Source organism: Exiguobacterium sp. s50, assembly GCF_018618175.1.
Classification (GTDB): domain Bacteria; phylum Bacillota; class Bacilli; order Exiguobacteriales; family Exiguobacteriaceae; genus Exiguobacterium; species Exiguobacterium chiriqhucha.
Genome location: NZ_JACSLP010000005.1, coordinates 99,941 through 122,618, shown reverse-complemented (window position 1 = coordinate 122,618; position 22,678 = coordinate 99,941). Strand labels below are relative to the sequence as shown.

The window sequence follows — 22,678 nt, the reverse complement described above, 5'->3', positions numbered from 1 at the left end:
GTTGTGTCGTTAGTAAAGATGACCCGTTTCGGGAATAGGGATAGTAGAGTCTGACCGAAAGGGGGAAACACGATGAATACGTTAATTGCTTATTCGACCCGCTACGGGACGAGTGAGAAAGTTGCTCATTTGTTGGCGGAGCGGCTTCCAGGAGACGTTCACATCCAAAATGTAGTCGAGCAGCCGGATGTCGAGTGGGAGACGGTCGATCATGTGATTGTCGGCAGCTCGATCCGGATGGGCAAAATTCAAGACGAGATGACGGCTTGGCTGCACAGGAACGAAACCCAACTGCTCAAACGACCGCTCGGCCTCTATTTATGTGCCGGTACGCCGACTGCGGCCGAACGGCAACGAGAACTCGAGGATGCTTATCGAGAAGTGTTGCGGGCACATGCTTATTTCGTCGAAGTCGTCGGCAACGGCTATGATTTCGAACGAATGGGCTTTCTCGACAAAGCCATCGTCCGCATGATGGCGAAACAGACGGTGAGTTCACTCAATTTAGATGAGGCGATGCTCGATGAACTCGTCGAGTCGGCTCAAGCGTCATTGCGTACGCGATCGGAAAACCCATAAGCGAATAAATCATGGGCCTCGATCGGGCTACTCGTGGAGATGAGTACATCTCCACTTTTTTGTTCGCCTTCAATCCGACGGAGCATGACGTTCGTCAATTGCCCGCCGACTTTCAACGCGACCGGGGCCGAGTTACGGCAAATGACGTCCTCGATCGTGACGTGATCGGTCCGGTTATCGCCGCCGAACAGTTCGATGTCGGCCCGTCCCGAAGTAAACCCGCTCGCCGCAATCCGTTTCAAGCGGACGTTCCGAGACTTGTATTGAACGGCGAGCGCCGGATTTCCACGATAGTCATATTCAGGATTCCCAATCGCCGTGAACCCGTGAATGAACACGTCTTGATACGCTGATATGACGAGGCTACGCGCAGAAGACTTCTTATAAAGACTCGAACGGACCGGCTCCATCGAGACGAGGTTCGTCCCTGAAAGGAAGCGTGCCGTCTTCGACTGCGGATCATCAGCCAAGTGGTGGCTGATGTGCCGGAAGTTGAACGAGCGATTATCGTGATATGAGAAGTGTCCGAATATGTGGACGTCGTGAGCGGCTGAAGACGTCCCGTGCGCCTTCACTTCGACGCCCCCGAAGCAACCCTCGCTCATATTGTTGACGAGTGTGACATGGCGTGACCCGTCATCAATCTCGATTCCGTTCGAGTTCGAGAATCCATGGGCATGGGTGCGTCCGTGTGGATGATGACAATAGCAGTTCGTGATATAGATGGCGTCACTATGGTGGGTCGTGATGCCATCGTCGCCATAATTCGTCGCCTCGCAATGATCGAGCCACACGTAGCGGCTGCCTTTTTTGGCGCGTAATCCGTCTCCCAAGTAATGATAGTGGGGTGCAGTGATATCAAAGGCATGCAGTCCCGCGTTTTTCGCCGTGACGTGATGGATCCAACCGAATTTGACGTGCGCGAACGTCAACGCGCTCGAAGCGGTATCGCCACTCGACGTCCGGTCGACGTCACCGAGGCGCTCCACGTTCCAGTCGAGCGTCAAATGTGCGACTTCGATATGGTGGTTGCCGGCGAAGGGAGTCGCATTTCGAAGTAATCGTCGATGTTTCGGTGCCCGGTCTGAGAGCTTGATGATCGTTTCCTGCTGGCCGGCCCCTTCGAGCACGCAGTTCGACGGGATACGGATGCCGCGGACGATATATACGCCGGCCGGCACGTGGACGTGGCGGCTCGACCTGAGGGCGAGCCGAAAAGCGAGCGTGCAATCCGTCTGCCCATCCCCGATGGCGCCATAATCGGTGACGTCGACGTGCTGACGCGTCATTTGTCTCAAGTTCAAGTGCTCGGCGTCGAGCCGGCGCATCCACACCGGGCGGACGATTCCTTCTACTATTTCAAGCGGCAACGAACTCGTCACTGGAACGATACGCTCCGTCATTGGCAAATGGGAGAGATAAGTTTTTGCTTGATCGGGATAGGCCGTACGTCGAGTCGCCTCATGCCAATCGAGTGTTTCCGTCAGTAACTTATCAAGTGCCCAATTCGAATGCTGGGCGATCGTGGCGGCAATGTTCGAACGGTCAATGTATGCTGTCATATGGTTCATCCTCCTAGCGTTCACTACAATTGGATGTACCCGTTTTAGAAGTATTTTTAGCAAACCGAAGTATTTAGTAGACAGAAGCATTTATCCATGATATATTCTATATGTGCTTAATTAAGAATAGCTGGAAACATAATTCACAAAACGCTTTGGATTATTTTTCGTTTAAGATAATCCTAGAGGTTTGTGATTTTTTATTGGTCAGTTTTTTCTAGTAAGGCACTACTAGAACGCACAGCGTTTATTTCAGGAGGGTTCATTATGAACACAGGTAAAGTAAAATGGTTTAACTCAGAAAAAGGTTACGGCTTCATCGAAATGGAAGGCGGAGACGACGTATTCGTACACTTCTCAGCAATCCAAGGCGACGGCTTCAAGACACTTGAAGAAGGCCAAGCAGTAACTTTCGAAATCACTGACGGAGCTCGTGGACCACAAGCTTCTAACGTTGAAAAAATCTAATCTTCCTTTCTAAGGAATTTTATAACCTGCTCGCTTCGGCGAGCAGGTTTTTTGTTGTCCGCGTGTTTAATCACTTGCCCCGGGGGAATCAATATACGAGTGACTACCACAAGGAGGTTTTTCAGAATGGATGCAATGCAAACGGCAAAACAGATTTTAGATCATAGTAACGTAGGGACAATGGCAACGGTTTATAAAGGGAAGCCGCACAGCCGTTATATGACATTTTTCCATGATGACTTGACGCTCTACACCGCAACTTCGAAAGAAACGGATAAAGTGGATGAACTGAAAAATAATCCGTATACGCATATTTTGATTGGCTATGACGGGGACGGCGTCGGGGATACGTACCTCGAGATTTTAGGCGAGACGAGTGTATCTGACGATGAATCGATGAAAGAAAAGGTATGGAACGAGAAACTCGAAGGTTGGTTCGACGGTCCGGATGATCCAAAACTCGTCATCTTAAAAATCTCGCCGCAATCGATGCGCGTGATGAATAAAAAAGGACAGCCGCCTCAAGAAGTGAACCTGTAATTCAAACAAAGACGTCCCGAGTGGGCGTCTTTTGTAATTGACCAATTTCCAAAAAGTGACTGACCTGTGACACACATATGAACGAAACGTGAACTTTTGTCCTAACCTATGTGAAAAGATGAACATGGATGGTATATTGTGAATGTAATCACATATAAGTCATCATTCACTCATTCTAAGGAGGAATTATCATGTTCACAAAATTTTGGCAGAACCACAACGTCGCCACCGGTATTTTGACAGTCCTTCGCGTCTGGCTCGGCTATCACTGGCTCACAGCAGGTTGGGGCAAAATCACAGGCGGATTTGGTTCAGAAGGATATCTTCAAAACGCAGCTTCTCTCGCCACGGGTGATCACCCAGCCGTTGCCGGTTGGTGGGCAGCATTCCTTGAAAACTTCGCCATCCCGAACGCAGCCTTGTTCGATGTGTTGATCCCATACGGTGAATTCCTAGTCGGTCTTGGACTCTTAGTGGGTGCCCTCACACGTAGCGCAGCCTTCTTCGGTCTCGTCATGAACATGGCGTTCTTGCTCTCAGGTACGGTCAGCACGAACCCGACGATGTTAATCGTATCAGTCCTCATTCTCGTCGCAGGCTACAATGCTGGTAAACTTGGCGTCGATGGATTGTTCCTTCGCAAGTTCGTGGAAACAAAAGTCATGCATCGTTCACCAAATCGTCAAATAGCGTAACGACTTTATGACGTTCTCCTGTGACAAACCTCACCACTTTCGGCTACGATGAACGTAGCATCGATTGAAAAGGAGAACGAATATGAACGCGACACATTTTAAATGGCTCGGATACACAGAAGGAGTGTCTTTCTTACTCTTGTTGCTCATCGCGATGCCGCTCAAGTATTTGGCGGGCATGCCGCTCGCTGTCAGCATCGTCGGCGCGGCCCATGGTTTCCTGTTCGTCGCTTACGTGGCGGCAGCCGTCTATATGGCATGGCGTTTCAACTGGGGCTTCAAAGTGTTGGTCCTCGCCGTCATGGCGTCGGTCATCCCACTCGGACCGTTCTTGTTAGAGAAACGCGTCCTTCCATCAACAGAAAAGACATCGAACTGAAAAACGTTCGATGTCTTTTTGTGTTCACGCACTTTCTGCTTTCGCTGACACATTTGCTTTTTCGGCAGAGATGTCGTGACGGATCCGATACATCGCGAACAACGTGATGGTGAGCAGGCAGAGCATACAAATCGTATAGAGTGAAGCGACCGGCATCCATTCGCTCAATAGGCCAAACACGATGAATCCGAACGGTGTGATGCCCATGGCGAGGGATTCGAGAACACCGATCACGCGACCGAGATAACCTGGTTCCGTGTTCGTCTGTAAATAGAGCTGAATGGGGATATTGATGCGGATGATGAAGAATCCGCTTAAACGGATGTGGGGAGAAGTTAATCCCGTTTATACGTGAAGCCGTCGAAAAGCTCCCAGAAGGATTCTACCGGACGCATTTGACCGAACTATTACAAAAAATCAAGGGCTGACGCGTCAGCCCTTGAACGTTTGAATGAGTGTCCCTTTGCCGTCCTCGACTTGAATCGAGGCGTGGGCACCGTTGATGAGTGTCATTTGCGGCGGGACGTGCCCGCAATCGATATCGTAAATGACAGGTACGTCGAGCAATTCCTGCAGTTCCGTATACACGTCTTCTGCCGTGTAGCCTTGGACGGGCTGTTGGGCCGCGCTACGCCCGAACAGAATGCCAGACGTATGATTGAACCAACCGGCCCACTTCATTTGAAGCAGGGTCCGTTTGAGTGCCGGGACATCGAGCTCGGCGTTTTCGAAATACCAAAGGATCGGCTCCCCGTTCAAATGGGTCTGTTGGAACGTGGCGACGTCGCCGTACGGTGTACCAATCGTATGCATCAGGACATCGATACAGCCGCCGAGCAGTCGTCCGGTCGCTTCTGTCCCGCCGAGTGATTTCCACTCCGTCGGTTCGGTCAAATGATAGACGTGCGGGCTTGGGTTCTCATGCTGCCACTCTTTTTGGAACTGTTCCGAGGCGAGCTGGATGACCGTCTCGCCTTCTTTTGCTGATACGACGTCGAGCCAACGCGAGCTTGTCGCGTCCCATTCTTCGCCGCGTAGGTCGACAAGGTTCGTCCCGTGGGCCGAAGCGATACCGGTCTTGAGCGTGTACACGAATAGGAATAAGCTGACGTCAGAATAGCCGAGCATCCATTTCGGTGGGAGCGCGTCCCAGTCGATAGCGTCTAGCAACTCAATCAAGAGGACGCCGCCCCATGGCGGGATAATCAAATCGATTGCATCATTGTGGAACAACCGGGTCAATTCATCGGCGCGGACTTCTGCTGGTGCCGATTTTGCTTTGTCTTGCGTCCAGACCGATGGCTCGAATTGGAGCGTGAACCCATGGCGGGAGAATGTCGCCTCGGCCTCATGGAGCAGTCCATGTAATTCAGCGGGAACGCCAGACGAAGGGGCCGTCACACCGAAGTGATGTCCGGTCAATTGTGGATAACGAATCATGTGAGCCTCCTGTGGATAAGTGATAGATGGGAATGCGGGAACGAGTTATCCACATGTGGACAATTATTTTTGACGCATACGTTCTGCGTGTTGGATGCCCCAAGCGTTCATCGTCTCGAGCACCGGAATCAACGTCTTCCCATACTCGCTCAAGCGATAGTCCACACGAGGCGGAACTTCGGGATAGACGGTTCGGATGATGATGTCTTGCTCCTCTAAATCGCGAAGCTGTGCCGTCAAAATCTTTTGGCTGATATTTGGGAGCGAGCGTTTCAATTCGCTGAACCGTAACGTGTCCCCATTAATGAGCGCGAGTAAAATCGACGGTTTCCATTTCCCCGTGATCAGCTCGAGCGCGGTATCGACTTCGCAACTTGAAATCAATGGCATCAGTCTCACTCCTCTCTATAGTATCCTTGAGGTAACTATACCACCTTTTTGTGCCGTCTTCTGTCGATTCTACTTAGCGGGTATACTGAGAAAGAGGTGATCAAGGATGAACTTAACAAACATTAAACTCGGCGCCGTCACATTGCGCGTCAGCGATTTAGAAACGATGAAAACATATTATGAGCGCGTCATCGGAATGGATGTACTCGAGACGTCAGAACATCGCGTCACGCTCGGAACGAAGGAAATGGCGCTCGTCGTCTTACATGAAGTGAGCGGCGTGCGTCCAAATCCACGAACAGCTGGCTTGTTCCATATGGCGATCCTATTGCCAAACCGCGTCGAACTCGGACGGATCCTTCGTCATTTGATTGAACAACGGATTGAAGTCGGACAAGGCGACCATTTGGTCAGTGAGGCGTTCTATTTGAGCGACCCGGAAGGTAACGGCATCGAGCTCTACGCCGATCGTCCTCGCGAGCAGTGGGAATATGAAGCGAACGGTCATGTGAAGATGTCGACGGACCCAGTTGAATATGAATCGATGCTCGAGGCGGCGGCCGACCGTCCGTTCACGGGTCTTCCGAACGGGACGACGATGGGGCATGTCCACTTCAAAGTACGTTCCCTAGAAGCGGCAAAATTATTCTATCAAAATCGTCTCGGTTTCAAGGTGACGACCGATTCGTATCCGGGCGCCTTATTTTTAGCGGCCGACGGGTATCATCACCACATTGGCGCGAACGTCTGGGCCCGACCAAGCCAGCCGATGGGACAAGAGGCCGGTCTGGAGGCGTGGACGCTCTTAGTCGATACGGCCACGAATCGCGAACTCGGCGGGACGACATCGGAATGGTCGCTCACCGATGACGACGGCATCACGGTCAATATAAAAAGCGTGGACTAATGTCCGCGCTTTTTTAGCGTGCTGAAATTTTCTTTTGACTTGAATCAAACGAGAGGCGAATGCCGCGCTTTTGATACGCTTGTTCGACACGTTTTGAATTGATACTGAGCTCAAGATGAGCGAGTTTCAAGTGTTCAAGTTCTGGCACCGTGACATCGAGACGGACGAGCTCCATGTTGCGCTCGGCCTTTTTACGTGTGCGTCTCAAGTTACGGGGCACTTCTTCTGACGTCAGTGCCGCGATCGTTTCATTGATCAATTGTCGTTTGTCGCCTTTGACGCTGAGCGCCGTATAGAGCTTATCGAGCGAACCGAAGCGTTTGATTAACTGGACCGATTGACTTTCATCTAATCCGGCCACAGGTGGAATCCCGTCTGAACGGTCTCCTGTCAATGCTTTGACTGCTGAGAGCTGTTTTGGCTTCAATCCCTCGTACAATGCCGCAATCTCCTCAGGGCGAATCTCGAGATGTCGCTTGAGCGGGAGCGGGCGATTGTCTTTGATGTCGCAACGAGCCTGCATTTGTTGCAGCTCTTGCGTTTGAAGCCAGACGGTGATGCGTGGGCTCACGAGCTGAAGCAAGTCCTTGTCTTTCGTCATAATGACGACAGGGGCGCTACAGCTGAACTTCCGAGCGATATGAGCAATCAAATCTTCACCTTCATAGCCTTCGACTTGATATTGCGGAATGCCGCTCTCTTCAAGCAATTGGCGCATGAGTTCCATTTGTGCTTTCAACTCGGGTGGTGTCTGGCGGCGACGGCGTTTATAGCCTGGATAAAGCTCGCGGCGCCATAATGTTTCACGTGAGACGTCCCACACGACGACGAAATGAGTCGGACGATGTCTGCGTAGAATCGTCCGGATGAGGCCGGTCATACCGATGACGGCACTCCGATCGTTTTTAGATACCTCGCGTCCTTTTTTCGTTCGGCTCGCGGCGGCACCATAGTAGGCACTGGCCAGCATGGAGTTTCCGTCAATTAAAAATAGTTTACGTTCCATGCGTAACCTTCTTTCTGTAGTTGTTGGACCGAACATTGATGAACTGTTCGGTGATGTTGTGTCAATGAGTGACACGCACTCAAATTAGCAACATATGTGCAGTATATCACGACAAGACATGAAAATATAGCGACAGTTCGACCGCTCCACGAAAAGCCCTCCCCGAAAAATCGGGGAGGGCAGTCCATTGAGTCAGTCGAGTTCAGGTTGAATCTCGTCTTTATGGGCTAAAATCAAATCGACGAAAACGACGCGGTGATTGTCGATTTCACGGACGATCAGTTCATGTTCGCCCGGTAAGACGAACCGTTCACCGGTGCGGGCATTCGCTTTTTGCGATAAGACGAAACCGCCGATTGTATCGACGTCATCCTCGATTTCGATGCCGAACCGTTCTTCAATCTCTTGCGTCAAGACGAGACCGGACAAGCGGTAATGACCGGGTGTGACCTCGGTGATTTCAGCCTGTTCGTCACGGTCGAACTCGTCACGAATCTCTCCGACGATTTCTTCGAGGATGTCCTCGATCGTGAGGAGACCGGCCGTGCCGCCGTACTCATCGATGACGAGACACATCATCGTCCGCGCGTTCTGCATTTTCACCATCGCTTCTTGGAGCGGTGTGAATTCCGTCACGAGCGGCAGCTGATGAATGAACGTCTCGAACGGGGCATCGCTTTTGACGAGTTGAGCGGTGAATAATTGTTTGGCATTGATGAAGCCAAGCACGTCATCGCGGTCGCCATCACGCGTGACCGGATAACGGGTGTATTGATGTTCTTGGACGGTAGCGATAATCGTCTCAATCGAGTCTTCTTCGTCGATGGTCACCATGTTCATTCGTGGGACCATCGCGTCCTTGGCGATCCGTTCGTCGAAGGAGAAGATGTTTTGAACGTAGGCGAGCTCATTCTCGTTAATTTCTCCGCTGCGGAAGCTCTCGGTCATGATGATCTTAAGTTCTTCTTCCGAGTGCGCCGTTTCTTGCGCGGTCGTCTGCACGCCGAACAAGCGCAACGTCAACCGGGCCGTCCCGTTCAACACATGGATAAACGGATACAGTAATTTCGTGAAGAAATAGAGCGGTCGGGCGACGAGTAACGTCAAGCGTTCGGCTTCATGCACAGCAAGCGTTTTCGGGACGAGTTCCCCGATGACGACGTGTAAGAAGGCAATCAGCAAGAAGGCAATCAAGAAAGATAGGATGGTCGCGAGCGACGATGAGACGTTCAAGCGGTCGACGAGCGGTTGAATCATCCCTTCGATTTGGTCCGCGCCAATCCAGCCTAGCCCGAGGGCAGCGAGTGTGATGCCGAACTGTGAGGCCGATAGCGAGTCATCGAGATTCTCAATCACTTTCTTGGCGACAGCGGCCCGTCGGTTCCCCTCGAGCACGAGTTGGTCGAGTCGGGCCCCACGCACTTTGACGATGGAGAATTCGGCTGCCACGAAAAAGGCGGTCATAAAAATGAGCAAGGCGACGATCAATAAGCTGAGTAACATGGGACTGTCCAAAAATTCCCCCAAAAATCGGGGAGTCACCTCCATTAACGTTAAGTCGTATGTCGTTCAGGAGAATCCCTGAAAACGAATAGTTTGTTTCAGTATAGTGGATTTACCAAAAATATTCAAAAAACAGGCGGAAAGGTTTCGACAAGAGGGGAATGAGGGAACTACAAATCGAGAAGAGACGAAGGAGGAATTGATATGGCTAACTATCCAGAACTAAAAGGAAAAGTCGCGGTCATCACCGGGAGTTCGAAAGGACTCGGGCGCGCCATCGCGGAACGATATGCGAAGGAAGGGGTTCATGTCGTCTTGAATTATCGTAGCAGCGAGGACGAGATGAACAAAGTCATTGAAGGCATCGAGGCTGCTGGCGGGAAAGCGGTCGCGGTCAAAGGGGACGTCGCCGAAGAGGGTCTCGCCGAGAAGATGATTGAAACGGCCGTATCGGAGTTCGGGAAGATGGACATTTTCGTCAACAATGCCGGCGTACAGGTCGAGGCGAAGACGCACGAGATGGAGCTCGATAACTGGAAGAAAATCATCGACACGAATTTGACGGGAACGTTCCTCGGTGTACGTGCCGCCCTCAAATACTTTGTCGACCATGAGATTCAAGGGAACATCATCAACATGTCATCGGTGCACGAAGTGATTCCACGTCCAGGCTATACGCATTATGCGGCGAGTAAAGGTGGCGTGAAGATGTTCACGAAATCGGTCGCCCTCGAGTACGCACCGAACAAAATTCGTGTCAATGGCATCGCACCAGGCGCCATCGACACACCAATCAATGAAGAGACAATGCAAGACCCTGAAGAGAAGAAAGGGCTCGAGGCGCTCATCCCGACTCATGAGATTGGTCGTCCGGAACAGATTGCGGCCGTTGCGGCATGGCTTGCTTCAGACGAGTCATCATACGTCACCGGCGCGACGATTTTCGCGGACGGAGGCTTGTCGCTCTATCCATCATTCGGTCCTGAAAATAAAGTGCAATGATAAAAGGGAGGCTCCGCGTCAAGCGGCGTCTCCCTTTGTCTATTAACTGCTTAGTTGATCTTCCGCCGCGTATTTCGGCAAGATGATGGTGAATGTCGAGCCGTGGCCGACGCTCGAATCGACGCGAATCGTTCCGCCGTGTCCTTCGGCAATTTCTTTACAGATGGCCAGGCCGAGGCCCGTGCCACCGATTTTACGACTGGCCGAGTTGTCGACGCGATAAAACTTGTCGAACAGTTTCGGCAGCGCCGACGTCGGAATGCCGATGCCGGTGTCTTGAATCGAAATTTCGATGACATCGGACTTGTCATTCGTGACACAGACGGCGACTTTTCCGCCTTCTGGTGAATATTTGATCGCGTTGTGGAGCAAGTTCGTGAACAGTTGACTCAAGCGATCCCGATCACCGTATACATATAGATTCGTATCACATTCGAGGTCGAGCTGATGATGTTCACTCGCACCTTGATGGATGGCGATCGTTTCTTTTAAAATCGTATGCAAGCTCTCGGGTCGGCTATGGTACGTCTGTTTTCCGGACTCCATCCGTTGCACATCGAGCAAGTTGGAAATCAAGTCTTCGAGACGGAGCGTCTCTTGGTGAATCATCCCTAAATATTGATCGATGCGCTCCGCGGGCATCGTCCGATAGCGAAGCAGCTCGGTGAAACCGATGATGCTCGTGAGCGGTGTGCGCAGTTCGTGCGACACGGTCGACACGAGCTCCGTTTTCAAACGGTCGACCTCGGTCTCTTGTGTCACGTCCCGGAAGACGAGCATCGTGCCGTGACGGGTGCCGCGCAAGTGGATTTTCTCCGCATACATCTGAATGAAGCGTTCTTCTTGATTCATCGAGAACGTCACACTTTCTTCCATGCTCTCGCCATCAAACGCGCGGCGCATGAATGAGAAGAACGAGTCTTTTTGATCGACTTGGAAACCAAGTTCTTCTAAATCGGCATCCAAACGATACAAGTCCATCTCGTTCCGTTTCGTGGCGGCTTGATTGAACATGATGAAGAGGGCCTGGTTGGCGAACTTCTCATGTGTCGTATGCTCGACATAAATGACCGCATCACGAATCGAGTGCAGGAGGCGCGCCGTTTTCTCGCGTTCTTCCTCGACTTGGTTGCGTTGTGTCGCGAGCGAAGAGGCCATTTGACGGAATGAGTTCGTCAATTGTCCGACCTCGTTTCGTGAAGATACGGCCGCTGGAATCGGAATGATGCGTTCATCCGCCAATCGTTCACTGTTGACGATCAACTCTTGAAGTTGACCGGTTAATCGTTTCACGTAAGGACGAGCAGCGATAAAGAGGACGAGCAACACGGCGAGGAGGGAGAGGAGCCAGAGCACTTGCGCCCACTTTGTATGAGTGGCGAGTTGTTCTCGCAACTGATTCTCTTCTTCATTCAACGAGTTGCGGTATTCGGTGAACACCGTCTCCATATCGACGATGCTCGCACTCATGTCAGCTGCACTTTTTGAGTTGATTTTAAATTTGCGGTCGGCAGGCGGTTCCGCTTGCGGTGTCACTTTACCGAGCGTCGGCATTTTCAAAAACGGTTCGGTGACCGTCCCTTCGCGTTTGGCGATGACATATCGCTCTAGGCTCGGCATGACGCGTTGTTGATAAGCCGAGAATAGCGTCCGTGCGTCGCTGGCATACGTCTTCTCTTTTTCAGTGACCGCGTTCGTCTCGAACCATGCGGTCTGAATCTCAATTAAGTCTTGTTTTTCTTTCACGCGGGCGAGCATCGCCTCGTCGCCGAGGATGACATAGCCACGCATTTCATATTGCATCGACTGCCACGTCTCGAATAGTTCGGTCGCGTTCGTGCGACGTTCACTAATGTTCTCGAGCGATGACGTCGTCTGTTCGATTCGGTTTTCCGTATACATGTACACGGCGAGTGAGGTCAGGAGGATCAGTCCGATGAATAAATAGAAGACGAATAAAAACTGTCTTCCGATCCGCTGGTCAATCCATGCTTTCATAAAGACCGTTCCTTCCTGGAACTGCGTACATTCCTGCTGTGACAAATATCCTACGAGTGTCGTTCCTTCATTGTACAGATTTAAACCAGTTGTTTCCACCAATCAAGAAATAAGCGGAAATTTAACTATTATCTATTGAATAATAGTGAATGATGAGCTATTGTTTAATATATAGTAGAGGAGGCGAGGAAATGAATCCTCAGTTCAAGAAAGGCGTACTCAATTTGTGTGTGCTCGCGCTCGTCGAGACGCATGACCGCTACGGATACGAGCTCGTGCAAGCCATCTCGGCAAAAGTCGCCATCTCGGAAGGGGCCGTCTATCCGCTCCTGCGGCGACTCACCTCGGACGGGTATTTCACAACGTACTTAAAGGAGTCGGCAGAAGGACCACCGCGAAAGTACTACACGATCACAGAGCAGGGGAAAGCTCACTTGGCAGAACTACGTGCGGAATGGGAAGCGTTCACGACCGGTGTCAACGAATTGATTGAAGGGGGAACGGACAAATGACAGAAGAACAGTATTTATTGGAACTCGAACGGTTACTGATGGGCATGAGCGTCATCGAGCGGGTCGATATTTTACGGGATGTGTCGGAATACTTTGCGAGCGGACGGGTTGACGGGAAGACAGATGCGGCGATGATTGAAGAACTCGGGGCGCCAAGCGCGCTCGCGAGCGAGTTGCTCGAATCAAACGAGCTCTCGTCTGAGGTGCGCAAAGAACCGGCCGTTGTCAAAAGCCAGAACGTGGCGTTTCGCAACGTCTCGATTAACGTCCTGCAAGCGCACGTCCAAGTCGTGCCGTCTCATGACGGCTTTGCCTACGCCACGCTCGAGACGGAACGAGACCACGGGGTGACGATGGAGATTGTCGGGGACACCCTGGAGATTCGAATCGAATCAGAGCGCCGGTTTGGTCTGTCGAACTTGTTCGCCTGGGCGGTGACCAAGGCACCGGTGTTACACGTCGAGTTACCACGCCATGCATATGAGCAAGTCGTCTTGAAAAATCGTCTCGGCTCCTGTGACGTGCGCAATCTCGAGGCCGCATCGGTCGAAGTTGAGAGTGAGAACGGGAGCATCACGGCCCATACTGTTAGCGCCAAGCGAGGCTCGTTCCGCTCTTCGAACGGGAAAGTCAGTCTCACGTCGATGATAGGGCAGGACCTTGACGCGCAATCGTCGAACGGACGCGTGGAAGTGCTTGGCTCGACTGTGGATCGTCTCGAGGTTCAGTCGTCGAACGGCCGTCTCGATATCCATGACGTGACAGGGGCAGTCGAGGCGAAGACATCGAACGGACGCATCGACTGTGTCATAGATGTGCTCGAGCATCCGGTCCGTCTGAAAACGAACAACGGACGCATCGATGTGCGTCTGAAGCGAGATCCGCGTGACGCCGTCATCCGGGCCAAGACGAGAAACGGCAAAGTCGAACTGTTCGGCGACCGGGCGAACGAGCGGACGTTCGGGGACGGGACGGTCGAACTCAAACTGACGAGCTCGAACGGGAGCATCACCGTCGAATAAGCATGAAAAAGACTCGCGCGTGAGCTATTCACGCGCGAGTCTTTTTGTTTACAGATCGTGGACAAGCAAGTAGGCGACACGGACCGGTCCGTGCACCCCAACAATCAAATTCATCTCGATATCGGCCGAGTTCGATGGACCTGAGATGAAGTTGACCCCGTTCGGCGAGTTGAGCTCACCGGAGCGGTCGAGGTCGGCTAGTTGTTTGGCCGCCTGCGTCATCCGCGGGACGAGCACCGATTTCGGGATGATGGCGATATGGTCGCGCGGCAATAGGCTGATTGTACGTGACTTGCCGGGTGCTGCGTATTGAACGATGGTTGCACTCTCGGCGAGGGCCTGGTCGGCAATCGTGATGCCGATATCGGCTTTTATGGCGAGGGAACGGCTGTCTTCCGGTCGCTCCACATCCCACCAGTCAAACGATTCGCTCGTGTTTGGGGCCCACGCCTGAATCCGGTCGTCATGTTCAGCGATGATGGCTTTCCCTTCATACCGATCAATTAACAGACGGAGCGTATCATCGAGGTTGGCCGACTCGCATTCGACGACGTCGGTGTGGATGCGTGTCGCGACCATCCGGAATGTCTCGAGCAGTTCCTCGTCGGACGCATCTTTCAACACCTCGTCTTGCGGTCGATGCTTATACACTCGTTTCGGCGGCGTCAAATCGACGTCACGTCCGAGTTGCCCTGCGATTCGTTTTAGAAAATCCTCGCGATTGGTGATCGTGCCTGGATTCATTCTGCATTCCCCCGTTTCTTGAACCAATCCCGCACCGTCTGCTTGGCCGGTTGCGGTAAGTCTTTCGAATCCGTCCACGCCGGCAAGCCTTTGTCGATTTGTCCCGCTTTCGTGAACGGGGACGATGCGAACGGCGCGATGTGTTCGGCCGCTTCAAATAAGAACGGACTCGAGGACGTGACGGCGAAGCCTTTCATGGCGATGCGCTCGACGAACGGTGATTGTTTCTTCTCTTCGACGATGACCCGGCGATGCTCAATCAACAGCTCGTGAAGCGGGATTTTGACCGGACAGGCTTCCGTACAGGCACCGCATAGGCTCGAGGCGTATGGCAACTCTTTATAATTCTCGTATCCGTCGAGGAGCGGGGCGAGCACGGCACCGATCGGGCCCGGATAAATCGAGCCGTAGGCGTGACCACCAATATGGCGGTAGACTGGGCAGACATTGATACAGGCCGCACAGCGGATGCATTGGAGCACAGACTGGAACTGTGTGCCGAGGATGCCAGAGCGTTTGTTGTCGACGATGACGAGATGGAACTCCTCTGGTCCATCGACTTCGCCGTGACCGCGCGTGCCAGCGAACGTCGTGATGTACGAGGTGAGTCGTTGACCGACGGCGCTCCGACATAGCATATTGACGAGCACCTCGAACTCTTCATACGATGGCACGATCCGTTCCATGCCCATGACCGAGATGACCGTGTCCGGAAGCGACGTCACCATTCGACCGTTCCCTTCGTTCGTCACGAGCCCGACGGCACCGCTCTCGGCGATGGCGAAGTTACAGCCCGTGATGCCGACTTCTGCTTTCAAAAAGTCTTTCCGCAACTCACGGCGAGCATAACGCCCGAGCTCGGTCGGGTCGTTCGATCCTTCATAGCCGTGGGCCGTGAACGTCTCGTGGACGGCGTTTCGGTCTTTGTGCAAGGCCGGGGCGACGATGTGCGACGGTGGATCGTTGTCGAGCTGCAGGATCCATTCCCCGAGATCGGACTCGACGACCGTGCATCCTTCCTCATGGAGCGCCTCATTCAACCCGATTTCTTCTGTCACCATCGATTTCGATTTGACGACGTGCTTGGCATTCTTGGCGCGAACGACTTCCCGGATGTAACGGTTGGCTTCTTCCGGCGTCTCGGCGAAAAAGACGTTGCCGCCCCGTTTGGAGATATTCTCGCTCAATTGATACAAGTAATAGTCAAGATGTTCGAGCACATGTTGGCGAATCTCTTCCGAATGGTCCCGAAACGCTTCCCAATCCCCAAGCTCACCTGCCGCGTTCAGCCTTCCGTCACGTAATCGGTTCTGGGCCGAACTGACAGCTTGGCGCATGAATGGATTATCAATCCCGTCTTTGCGTCGATCTTGAAACTTCTCATCTAACCGAATCCCCATGCTCATGCTTGTTTCACCCCTTCGTTCAACACTTCCGCGATATGCATCACTTTGATTGGATGACCTTGTTTATGCAGGCGTCCCCCGATATTCATCAAACACGAGGCGTCCGCCCCGATGAGCACCTCGGCCCCCGAGTTCAAGATCGATTCAACTTTCTCATCGACCATCTGCACCGAGACGTCTGGCATCTTGACGGAGAATGTCCCCCCGAAGCCGCAACAGTTGTGGACATTGTCGAGCGGGAGCATCGTCAAGCCGTCGACATTTTTGAGCAACTGCCCCGGTGCCGCCTCGATGCCGAGCAGGCGCGTCATGTGGCATGAGGCGTGGTACGTCGCCTTGGCGGAGAACTTGGCCCCGACGTCCGTCACTTCGAGCACGTCGACGATGAACTGCGTCAACTCGAACGTCTTCGCCGCATGGGCCTCGGCCCGCATCTTCCAGGCAAGGTCATCTTTGAACAAGTGTGGATAGTCGCGCATCATCATGACACATGAACCGGACGGGCCGACGATATAATCGGCATCGGCCTTCTCGAACGTCTCAATCATATGCTTCGCAATCTTCTTTGTTTCTTCATGGTAGCCGCTGTTATAGGCGGGCTGTCCGCAACACGTTTGCTCAAACGGGAAACTGACGTCACAACCTAGATGTTCTAATAGTTCGACCGTCGCTTGTCCTACCGATGGGAACAACGTATCAGAGAGACAAGTGACGAACAGTGCCACTTTAGGCATGTCCATTCCTTCTTTCCTGTTCATAGTTTTATTCGTAAACGGTTTCACAGTTATTATTCCATAACAAACAGCCACAAAACAGAAAAATGGGACGAATCTCTCAAATAAATGTAAAATCCTACCTAATTGAGAACTAAATGATAATGAATCAAGATTCAGGATGGAACTGATATACGACAGTGTTCCCGTGCTGAATAACAGAAAAACCCTCGTCGGTCGACGAGGGCACGAATCTAACTTATAAGAAGAACATTTCCAAAATGAACAGTGCGCCGAACAAGTAGATGAGCGGGTGGACCGTCTCTTTGTTCATCGCTTTAAAGATTGGATACAGGATGAACCCGAAGGCGATCCCGCGTTCGATACTGCCCGAGAGCGGCATGATGAGAATCGTCATGAACGCCGGGAAGTATTCGCTGAAATCGGTCCAGTCGATATAGCGGACGTTCGTCAACATGAGCGCACCGACGATGATGAGCGCCGGCGCCGTGATGGCGGCGACACCAGAGATGGCACCGATGAGCGGGCTGAAGAAAAGGGTGAGTCCGAACAAACCGGCTACGACCGCTGTCGTGAGACCGGTCCGTCCGCCTTGGGCGACACCGGCAGCTGATTCAATGTAAGCCGTCGACGGGCTCGTCCCGACGAGCGAGCCACCCATTGTCGCGAGCGAGTCGGCGAACAAAGCGCGGTGACCGTTCTCAATCGTCCCATCCTCTTTCAACAGGTTGGCCTGTTTTCCGACACCGACGAGTGTTCCCGTCGTATCGAATAACGTGACGAGGAAGAATGACAAGACGGCACCGAACAAGCCGTATTGGATGACGTCTGAGAACGCCGTGAGCGGATTGACCATCAGTCCTTCCGGCAATGTCGGCATCGCCGTCACGCCTTCAATCTTCAAGAGACCCATGAAATAGGCGGCGATTCCGGTAAGTACCATCCCGATGAGGAGCGAGCCTGGGACGTTCCGAGAGAACAAGAGCGCCGAGACAATCAAGCCACCGAGGACGAGCAAGACACTCGGCGATGACAAGTCCCCGAGCCGGACAAGGTTCGCCTCATCCGCAACGATGAGACCTGACAACTTCAATCCGAGCGAGGCAATGAACAAACCGATACCGGTCGTGATGGCATGCTTGAGCGACGCTGGAATCGCTTGAATCAGTTTCGTCCGAATCGGTGACAGCGACAAAATCAAGAAGAAGACCGACGAGACGAACACGACGCCGAGCGCGGCTGACGGAGCAATCTGTTGCTGGGCGACGAGTGTATACGCGAAGAATGCGTTCAGTCCCATCCCTGGTGCAACGGCGATTGGGAGGTTGGCGTAGAACGCCATGAGGCCGGTACCAATCAAGATGGCGATGATGGTCGCCGTGAACGCTTGTGCGAACGGGATGCCGGCATCTGACAGAATCGCAGGGTTGACGACGGAGATGTATGCCATCGTCACGAACGTTGTGATGCCGGCCATCACTTCTTTTTTAACGTTCGTCCCATGTTGTTTCAATTGAAAAAAGTTCATGAATAAAACTCCCTATCATTAGTAATTTCCGAACAATAATGTTCGTCAATCTTCGAATTAACGTTATCAACTTGATGACTATACAAAATGAGCTGGCTGTCGTCAATGATTTTGAGTGAAAATACCTAAAATATTCTCATGTAAGCGCTGAATGTTCGGAAATAGACAAAATAAAAATAGTACTTGCTCTGAAACGCGTTTCAGACTGTACGGTTAAGTCAAAGGAGGGAAAGCTCATGAATCCGACAACGTGGAAGACATGGTGTAGTGGGATCGTCTACGAACTCGTCATCAATCAGTTGTATACGCCGCTCGGAAGAATGTTGTGCGCCCGTTTCCAAGACGAGTTTCTTCATCTCTCCGTCGAAGAACGGTTTCGTCTCGTCCAAGCCATCCGGAAACAAGTGATTGCGAAAGGTGACAGTCAGGAGTCAGAGTGGGTACACTATATGCAAAGACTGACAGATTGAGGTGAAGCGGAATGGCGAACATCCGAGATATCGCGAAATATGCGGACGTATCCGTGACGACGGTATCGCGCGTGCTCAATGAGCATCCGTACGTGTCGAAAGAGAAGCGGGAACGGGTGCGACGGGCGATGGCCGAACTTGGCTATTTACGGAATCAGCAGGCGCTGACGTTATCGACCGGTCGCACGCAGCGTTTCGTCGTCGTGTTGCCGTATTTGGATCATCCGTATTATGGACTGTTCGTCAACGGGCTCGCGAAAGCTGCCCTCCAAAGAGATTATCGACTCGTCATGTGGCAGACAGAATATCAACTCGACCAAGAGCGGCAAGCGCTTGATTTATTGAAGCACCGTGAAGTCGATGGGGCGATTCTGTTATCCCATACGATGTCATTCGATGAGATGGAAACGTATAGACAGTTTGGTCCGATTGCGGTCGCGACCGTCGGAGCGCCGCAGACGATTTCTTCGGTCCACGTCGATCATTACACCGCGTTCGTCGCCGGTTTGCGCGTGTTGGCGCAAGCGGGATATGCCGAAATCGGCATCGTGTTGTCAAGACAAGACAGTCCAAGCTCGATCGCGCGTCAGCAAGCGTACTTCGATGAAGTCGAACTTGCGCGTGAGCGGTGGGTCTGGACCGGTTACTTGACGAGCGAGGACGGAATCGGACTGGCCGATGCGTTTCTGCGTCAACAAGAGCGTCCTCGAGCGCTCTTTTTCTCGTCGGATTATGTGGCGCTCGGTTTTTTAGGGGAATTACGCCGTCGCGGTGTCAGCATCCCCGATGAAGTCGCCATCCTGGGCTTCGATGGTCATCCGATCGGTCAGGCATTCGGTCTGTCGACGATGCACTCGCCAAATGAAGACATCGGCCGGACGCTGTTCGACGTGACGTTTGATGAAATGAACGGTGCAGCTTCGGTCACAAACAGTTTAACGGTCACGTATTTGCCGGGGACGACACTCTAGGCAACTTCCTCGCTCGTCTTTTCTGAAACGATTAGAATGGAGACAGAAGTCGAGAGGAGGATGACAGATGAAGATTAACGTGACAGAAGAAGCACTCCAATTTTTTAAAGATGAAATGGAAGTCGAGGCAGGCCAGACGGTGCGCCTCTTCGCCAAATATGGGGGTTCGACCGATTTGACGCACGGCTTCTCAGTGGGCGTCATCACAGAAGACATCGACAACGCTGTAGTCGAAACGGAAGAGGACGGGATTCGCTTCGTCGTGGCTGAACAGGATGAATGGTTGTTCCAAGGACAAGACGTCAACGTCGAGATTCGTGGCGACGAGGTCGTATTCGTTCAAGCGTGACATCACAGTTTGTTAACAGAAAGAATACATCCGTTTGAAGCCATCCAGCTCGGGGAACAGTCTACGACATGACAAAACCGAAAGGATGAGACAGATGTCAGAACAAGATAAAAAGCGTGAACAAGAAGAACAAGAGAAGTTGAAACGAGACCAACCGGATATTTCGCACGAAGAAGATTCAAAAGGGGATCATTCGGACCTCGAAGAGACGGACGAAGACGAACAAGCGTAAAGAGCCCCTAGTGGCTCTTTTTGTTTGGGAATTGAAAGAATGAGTATAGACGTTATAATGGATAAGGGAAAACTATCATAGTGAGGAGAATGTATGATGAGTACAGTACTAGTCTTTGGACATAAAAATCCAGATGCGGATACGATTTGCTCGGCGCTCGCTTACGCGGAGCTCAAGAAAAAGTTAGGGATGGACGCCGAGGCGATCCGCCTCGGTGAAGTGAACGGGGAGACGCAATATGCGCTCGACCACTTCCGCGTCAAGGCACCACGCCTCGTGGAACGCGTCTCAGACGAAGTGAACTCGGTCATCTTGGTCGACCATAACGAGTTCCAACAAAGTGCGGAAGACATCGCAGACGTGCGCATCCTTGAAGTCGTCGATCACCACCGTATCGCCAACTTCCAAACAGCAGATGCCCTCTACTATCGGGCGGAGCCGGTCGGATGCACGGCGACGATTTTGCTCAAACTCTATAAAGAGCACGGTGTCGAAATCGCGCCTGACATGGCAGGATTGATGCTATCGGCGATCATCTCGGACTCGCTCTTGTTCAAGTCACCGACATGCACGGACGAGGATATCAAAGCGGCAAAAGAACTCGCAGCTATCTCAGGTACAGACATCGAGACATACGGTCTTGAGATGTTGAAAGCTGGAGCCGACCTTAGCCAAAAGACAATCCCAGAACTCATCTCGCTCGACGCGAAAGAGTTTGCGATGGGTGACTACCGCATTGAGATTGCTCAAGTGAACACGGTCGACGCGAACGATGTATTGAGCCGTAAAGCTGAAGTCGAAGCGGCAATGGCCGTGAAGATGTTAGACAAAGAACTCGATTTGTTTGTCTTCGCCATCACGAACATTTTGACGAACGATTCAGAAGCACTCGTTGTCGGTAAGAAGACGGATCTATTCGAGCAGGCGTTCAACGTCAAATTGGTCGATGGTCTTGCGACACTCCCTGGTGTTGTCTCACGTAAAAAGCAAATCGTACCGGTGCTCACAGCAGCGGCGACGAACTAAGAAACGAGAAAGGCTCGAATAAGAAACGAGAAAGGCTCGAAGCAGGTCAATCTGCTTCGAGCCTTTTTGCGGTTAAGATGCTTGTTTTTGTCGTCCATACGTTCCGATTCGCCATAATTTCTCGAACGGACCGTATCGATGTGATTTGAGCCACCACATCGAGAAGAACGCTTGGGCAATCAAAATTGCGATACTTAAGAACAATCCTTCCGTCAACGACAGGCGACCGTAGTAGCCGAGGGCGATAACGGGCAGGACGACGACGAGCGTGTGCGTCAAATAGTTCGTCAGCGCCATACGGCCGAGCGCCTGCAGCGGACGGAATGCGCGCCCGTTACGGACGGCGATCGTAAAGAGACAGACGTACGTCGTCGCGAGCAGTTTCCCAGAGACGAGGACAGCCGCAGAGTTCGTCGCCGAATACTCGGCACCGCTACCGTAGTGATGCCAAATAATAACTGCGAAGAACGGTAGGGCCGCTATCGTGCAGATGATGGCCGTCCGGGTCAATCCTCGGATGCTCCACGTGAGGAGTTTCCGTTCGCGTCCAATATACAGGCCGAACAAGAACAGGCTTAGAATTTCAACCCCAACAAAAAATGAGTTTTGGAACATGTCAAAAATCTCTTCGTCTAAGCGATAGTCGAACCATGGGCCGAATCCAGAATTAAAGATTGCCGGGAAAGGATCACCACTAAACCTAAATCCGAGCGACAATTCTAAGTACATGGATGAGACATAGAAGAGTAAAAAGCTCCCAATCAACAAACTCCATGCCCATGTCAAAATCGCCCGGTTGCTTAATCCATAAAACAGTGGGAGCAACAAGCCCCACATCGCGTACGTATGTAAGATGTCACCCGACCAAATGGCCAGGTGAACGAGTCCGAATAGAAACAAAATCGCGATACGGCGGATATAACGGGCGACCGAGTCCCCGCGCGCATACGAGCGCTCGAGAAAAATCGAGAAGCCGATTCCGAACAGGAGCGAGAAAATCGTGTAAAACTTCGTCTGGACGAACAAATCGAACAGCGTCCGAACGAGTAAATCGCTCCCCGCATAGTCGGCGCGACCGGAAATCCAGTCGCTTCCGAGCATTGTGGGGATATTGACGAGGAAGATGCCGCACAGGGCAAAACCTCGAATGATGTCATACAGAACGATGCGTTCATTAACTTGAATCGGGCCAGCCATACGCCACTTCCTCTACAC

General features: G+C 52.2%; 26 protein-coding genes. 14 read left to right on the top strand and 12 right to left on the bottom strand.

Annotated elements, in window-relative coordinates; genetic code table 11:
• Positions 1-72 precede the first annotated feature (72 nt).
• Positions 73-579, top strand: coding sequence for a flavodoxin domain-containing protein (locus tag KNP68_RS08895; RefSeq protein WP_214709715.1), 507 nt, complete (start codon positions 73-75; stop codon positions 577-579).
• On the opposite strand, the gene KNP68_RS08890 is transcribed toward KNP68_RS08895, so the two are convergent.
• Positions 543-2,141 (bottom strand): glycoside hydrolase family 55 protein, encoded by a 1,599-nt coding sequence (locus tag KNP68_RS08890; RefSeq protein ID WP_214756407.1) that lies wholly within the window; start codon positions 2,139-2,141, stop codon positions 543-545. The two genes, KNP68_RS08895 and KNP68_RS08890, sit on opposite strands and share 37 nt — an antisense overlap.
• A 267-nt stretch (positions 2,142-2,408) precedes the next feature.
• Here KNP68_RS08890 and KNP68_RS08885 point away from each other — a divergent pair, with 267 nt between their 5' ends.
• The 4 genes from KNP68_RS08885 to KNP68_RS08870 all read left to right on the top strand — a co-directional run bounded on the left by KNP68_RS08885 (position 2,409) and on the right by KNP68_RS08870 (position 4,223).
• The gene (locus KNP68_RS08885) at positions 2,409-2,609 is read left to right on the top strand and encodes a cold-shock protein (RefSeq protein ID WP_016507985.1); all 201 of its coding nucleotides are present in this window, start codon (positions 2,409-2,411) and stop codon (positions 2,607-2,609) included.
• Positions 2,610-2,735: 126 nt separating this feature from the next.
• Positions 2,736-3,149, top strand: a complete 414-nt coding sequence (locus tag KNP68_RS08880; protein WP_131471649.1) for a pyridoxamine 5'-phosphate oxidase family protein — start codon at positions 2,736-2,738, stop codon at positions 3,147-3,149.
• A 191-nt stretch (positions 3,150-3,340) separates the two neighbouring features.
• The gene (locus KNP68_RS08875; protein ID WP_029596303.1) at positions 3,341-3,844 is read left to right on the top strand and encodes a DoxX family protein; all 504 of its coding nucleotides are present in this window, start codon (positions 3,341-3,343) and stop codon (positions 3,842-3,844) included.
• A gap of 82 nt (positions 3,845-3,926) precedes the next feature.
• Positions 3,927-4,223, top strand: coding sequence for a DUF3817 domain-containing protein (locus KNP68_RS08870; RefSeq protein ID WP_029596302.1), 297 nt, complete (start codon positions 3,927-3,929; stop codon positions 4,221-4,223).
• A gap of 24 nt (positions 4,224-4,247) precedes the next feature.
• On the opposite strand, the gene KNP68_RS08865 is transcribed toward KNP68_RS08870, so the two are convergent.
• The 3 genes from KNP68_RS08865 to KNP68_RS08855 form a co-directional block, all read right to left on the bottom strand.
• A complete protein-coding gene (locus KNP68_RS08865; protein WP_242678974.1) occupies positions 4,248-4,457 on the bottom strand; it encodes a hypothetical protein in 210 nt (69 codons plus the stop codon).
• Between the two features lie 198 nt (positions 4,458-4,655).
• Entirely contained in the window at positions 4,656-5,663 is a 1,008-nt protein-coding gene (locus KNP68_RS08860; protein WP_214799395.1) for a S66 family peptidase, read from the bottom strand.
• Positions 5,664-5,726: 63 nt separating this feature from the next.
• Positions 5,727-6,053, bottom strand: a complete 327-nt coding sequence (locus KNP68_RS08855; RefSeq protein WP_021068061.1) for a winged helix-turn-helix transcriptional regulator — start codon at positions 6,051-6,053, stop codon at positions 5,727-5,729.
• A gap of 106 nt (positions 6,054-6,159) precedes the next feature.
• On the opposite strand from KNP68_RS08855, the gene KNP68_RS08850 reads away from it, so the two are divergent.
• Positions 6,160-6,960 carry a VOC family protein gene (locus KNP68_RS08850; RefSeq protein WP_029596298.1) on the top strand — a complete coding sequence of 267 codons (801 nt, stop codon included), beginning with the start codon at positions 6,160-6,162 and terminating at the stop codon, positions 6,958-6,960.
• Between the two features lie 13 nt (positions 6,961-6,973).
• Here KNP68_RS08850 and KNP68_RS08845 read toward each other — a convergent pair whose 3' ends face one another.
• Together KNP68_RS08845 and KNP68_RS08840 are read right to left on the bottom strand one after the other, a co-directional pair.
• Positions 6,974-7,966: a 5'-3' exonuclease gene (locus KNP68_RS08845; RefSeq protein ID WP_021068063.1), complete on the bottom strand. Its 993-nt coding sequence runs from the start codon at positions 7,964-7,966 to the stop codon at positions 6,974-6,976.
• Between the two features lie 192 nt (positions 7,967-8,158).
• Complete coding sequence (locus KNP68_RS08840; RefSeq protein ID WP_035385700.1) at positions 8,159-9,481, bottom strand: hemolysin family protein; 1,323 nt, start codon at positions 9,479-9,481, stop codon at positions 8,159-8,161.
• 192 nt (positions 9,482-9,673) lie between these two features.
• On the opposite strand from KNP68_RS08840, the gene KNP68_RS08835 reads away from it, so the two are divergent.
• Positions 9,674-10,471, top strand: a complete 798-nt coding sequence (locus KNP68_RS08835) for a glucose 1-dehydrogenase (RefSeq protein ID WP_029596296.1) — start codon at positions 9,674-9,676, stop codon at positions 10,469-10,471.
• A gap of 42 nt (positions 10,472-10,513) precedes the next feature.
• Here KNP68_RS08835 and KNP68_RS08830 read toward each other — a convergent pair whose 3' ends face one another.
• Positions 10,514-12,469, bottom strand: coding sequence for a HAMP domain-containing sensor histidine kinase (locus KNP68_RS08830; protein ID WP_029596295.1), 1,956 nt, complete (start codon positions 12,467-12,469; stop codon positions 10,514-10,516).
• Between the two features lie 191 nt (positions 12,470-12,660).
• Between KNP68_RS08830 and KNP68_RS08825 the strand changes: the two genes are divergently transcribed.
• Together KNP68_RS08825 and KNP68_RS08820 are read left to right on the top strand one after the other, a co-directional pair.
• Positions 12,661-12,981, top strand: coding sequence for a PadR family transcriptional regulator (locus KNP68_RS08825; protein ID WP_021068067.1), 321 nt, complete (start codon positions 12,661-12,663; stop codon positions 12,979-12,981).
• A complete protein-coding gene (locus KNP68_RS08820) occupies positions 12,978-14,003 on the top strand; it encodes a DUF4097 family beta strand repeat-containing protein (protein WP_029596294.1) in 1,026 nt (341 codons plus the stop codon). Before KNP68_RS08825 ends, KNP68_RS08820 begins: the two co-directional genes overlap by 4 nt.
• Positions 14,004-14,051: 48 nt before the next feature.
• Here the strand turns inward: KNP68_RS08820 and KNP68_RS08815 are convergent, their stop codons facing one another.
• The 4 genes from KNP68_RS08815 to KNP68_RS08800 form a co-directional block, all read right to left on the bottom strand.
• Complete coding sequence (locus tag KNP68_RS08815; protein WP_021068069.1) at positions 14,052-14,747, bottom strand: LutC/YkgG family protein; 696 nt, start codon at positions 14,745-14,747, stop codon at positions 14,052-14,054.
• The gene (locus tag KNP68_RS08810) at positions 14,744-16,147 is read right to left on the bottom strand and encodes a LutB/LldF family L-lactate oxidation iron-sulfur protein (protein WP_029596293.1); all 1,404 of its coding nucleotides are present in this window, start codon (positions 16,145-16,147) and stop codon (positions 14,744-14,746) included. The genes KNP68_RS08815 and KNP68_RS08810 overlap by 4 nt, the downstream gene beginning before the upstream one ends.
• Positions 16,148-16,149: 2 nt before the next feature.
• Positions 16,150-16,887 carry a (Fe-S)-binding protein gene (locus KNP68_RS08805; protein WP_029596292.1) on the bottom strand — a complete coding sequence of 246 codons (738 nt, stop codon included), beginning with the start codon at positions 16,885-16,887 and terminating at the stop codon, positions 16,150-16,152.
• Between the two features lie 238 nt (positions 16,888-17,125).
• On the bottom strand, positions 17,126-18,415 hold the full coding sequence (locus KNP68_RS08800; RefSeq protein ID WP_029596291.1) for an NCS2 family permease: 1,290 nt from the start codon (positions 18,413-18,415) through the stop codon (positions 17,126-17,128).
• 236 nt (positions 18,416-18,651) lie between these two features.
• On the opposite strand from KNP68_RS08800, the gene KNP68_RS08795 reads away from it, so the two are divergent.
• The 5 genes from KNP68_RS08795 to KNP68_RS08775 all read left to right on the top strand — a co-directional run bounded on the left by KNP68_RS08795 (position 18,652) and on the right by KNP68_RS08775 (position 21,463).
• The gene (locus KNP68_RS08795; protein WP_029596290.1) at positions 18,652-18,885 is read left to right on the top strand and encodes a hypothetical protein; all 234 of its coding nucleotides are present in this window, start codon (positions 18,652-18,654) and stop codon (positions 18,883-18,885) included.
• Between the two features lie 11 nt (positions 18,886-18,896).
• The gene (locus KNP68_RS08790; RefSeq protein WP_029596289.1) at positions 18,897-19,856 is read left to right on the top strand and encodes a LacI family DNA-binding transcriptional regulator; all 960 of its coding nucleotides are present in this window, start codon (positions 18,897-18,899) and stop codon (positions 19,854-19,856) included.
• A gap of 67 nt (positions 19,857-19,923) precedes the next feature.
• Positions 19,924-20,205 carry a HesB/YadR/YfhF family protein gene (locus tag KNP68_RS08785; protein ID WP_029596288.1) on the top strand — a complete coding sequence of 94 codons (282 nt, stop codon included), beginning with the start codon at positions 19,924-19,926 and terminating at the stop codon, positions 20,203-20,205.
• 94 nt (positions 20,206-20,299) lie between these two features.
• Positions 20,300-20,437, top strand: coding sequence for a hypothetical protein (locus KNP68_RS08780; protein ID WP_021068076.1), 138 nt, complete (start codon positions 20,300-20,302; stop codon positions 20,435-20,437).
• Between the two features lie 96 nt (positions 20,438-20,533).
• On the top strand, positions 20,534-21,463 hold the full coding sequence (locus tag KNP68_RS08775) for a manganese-dependent inorganic pyrophosphatase (RefSeq protein ID WP_029596287.1): 930 nt from the start codon (positions 20,534-20,536) through the stop codon (positions 21,461-21,463).
• A 72-nt stretch (positions 21,464-21,535) separates the two neighbouring features.
• Here KNP68_RS08775 and KNP68_RS08770 read toward each other — a convergent pair whose 3' ends face one another.
• Positions 21,536-22,660 carry a DUF418 domain-containing protein gene (locus tag KNP68_RS08770; protein WP_214799393.1) on the bottom strand — a complete coding sequence of 375 codons (1,125 nt, stop codon included), beginning with the start codon at positions 22,658-22,660 and terminating at the stop codon, positions 21,536-21,538.
• Positions 22,661-22,678: the final 18 nt, after the last annotated feature.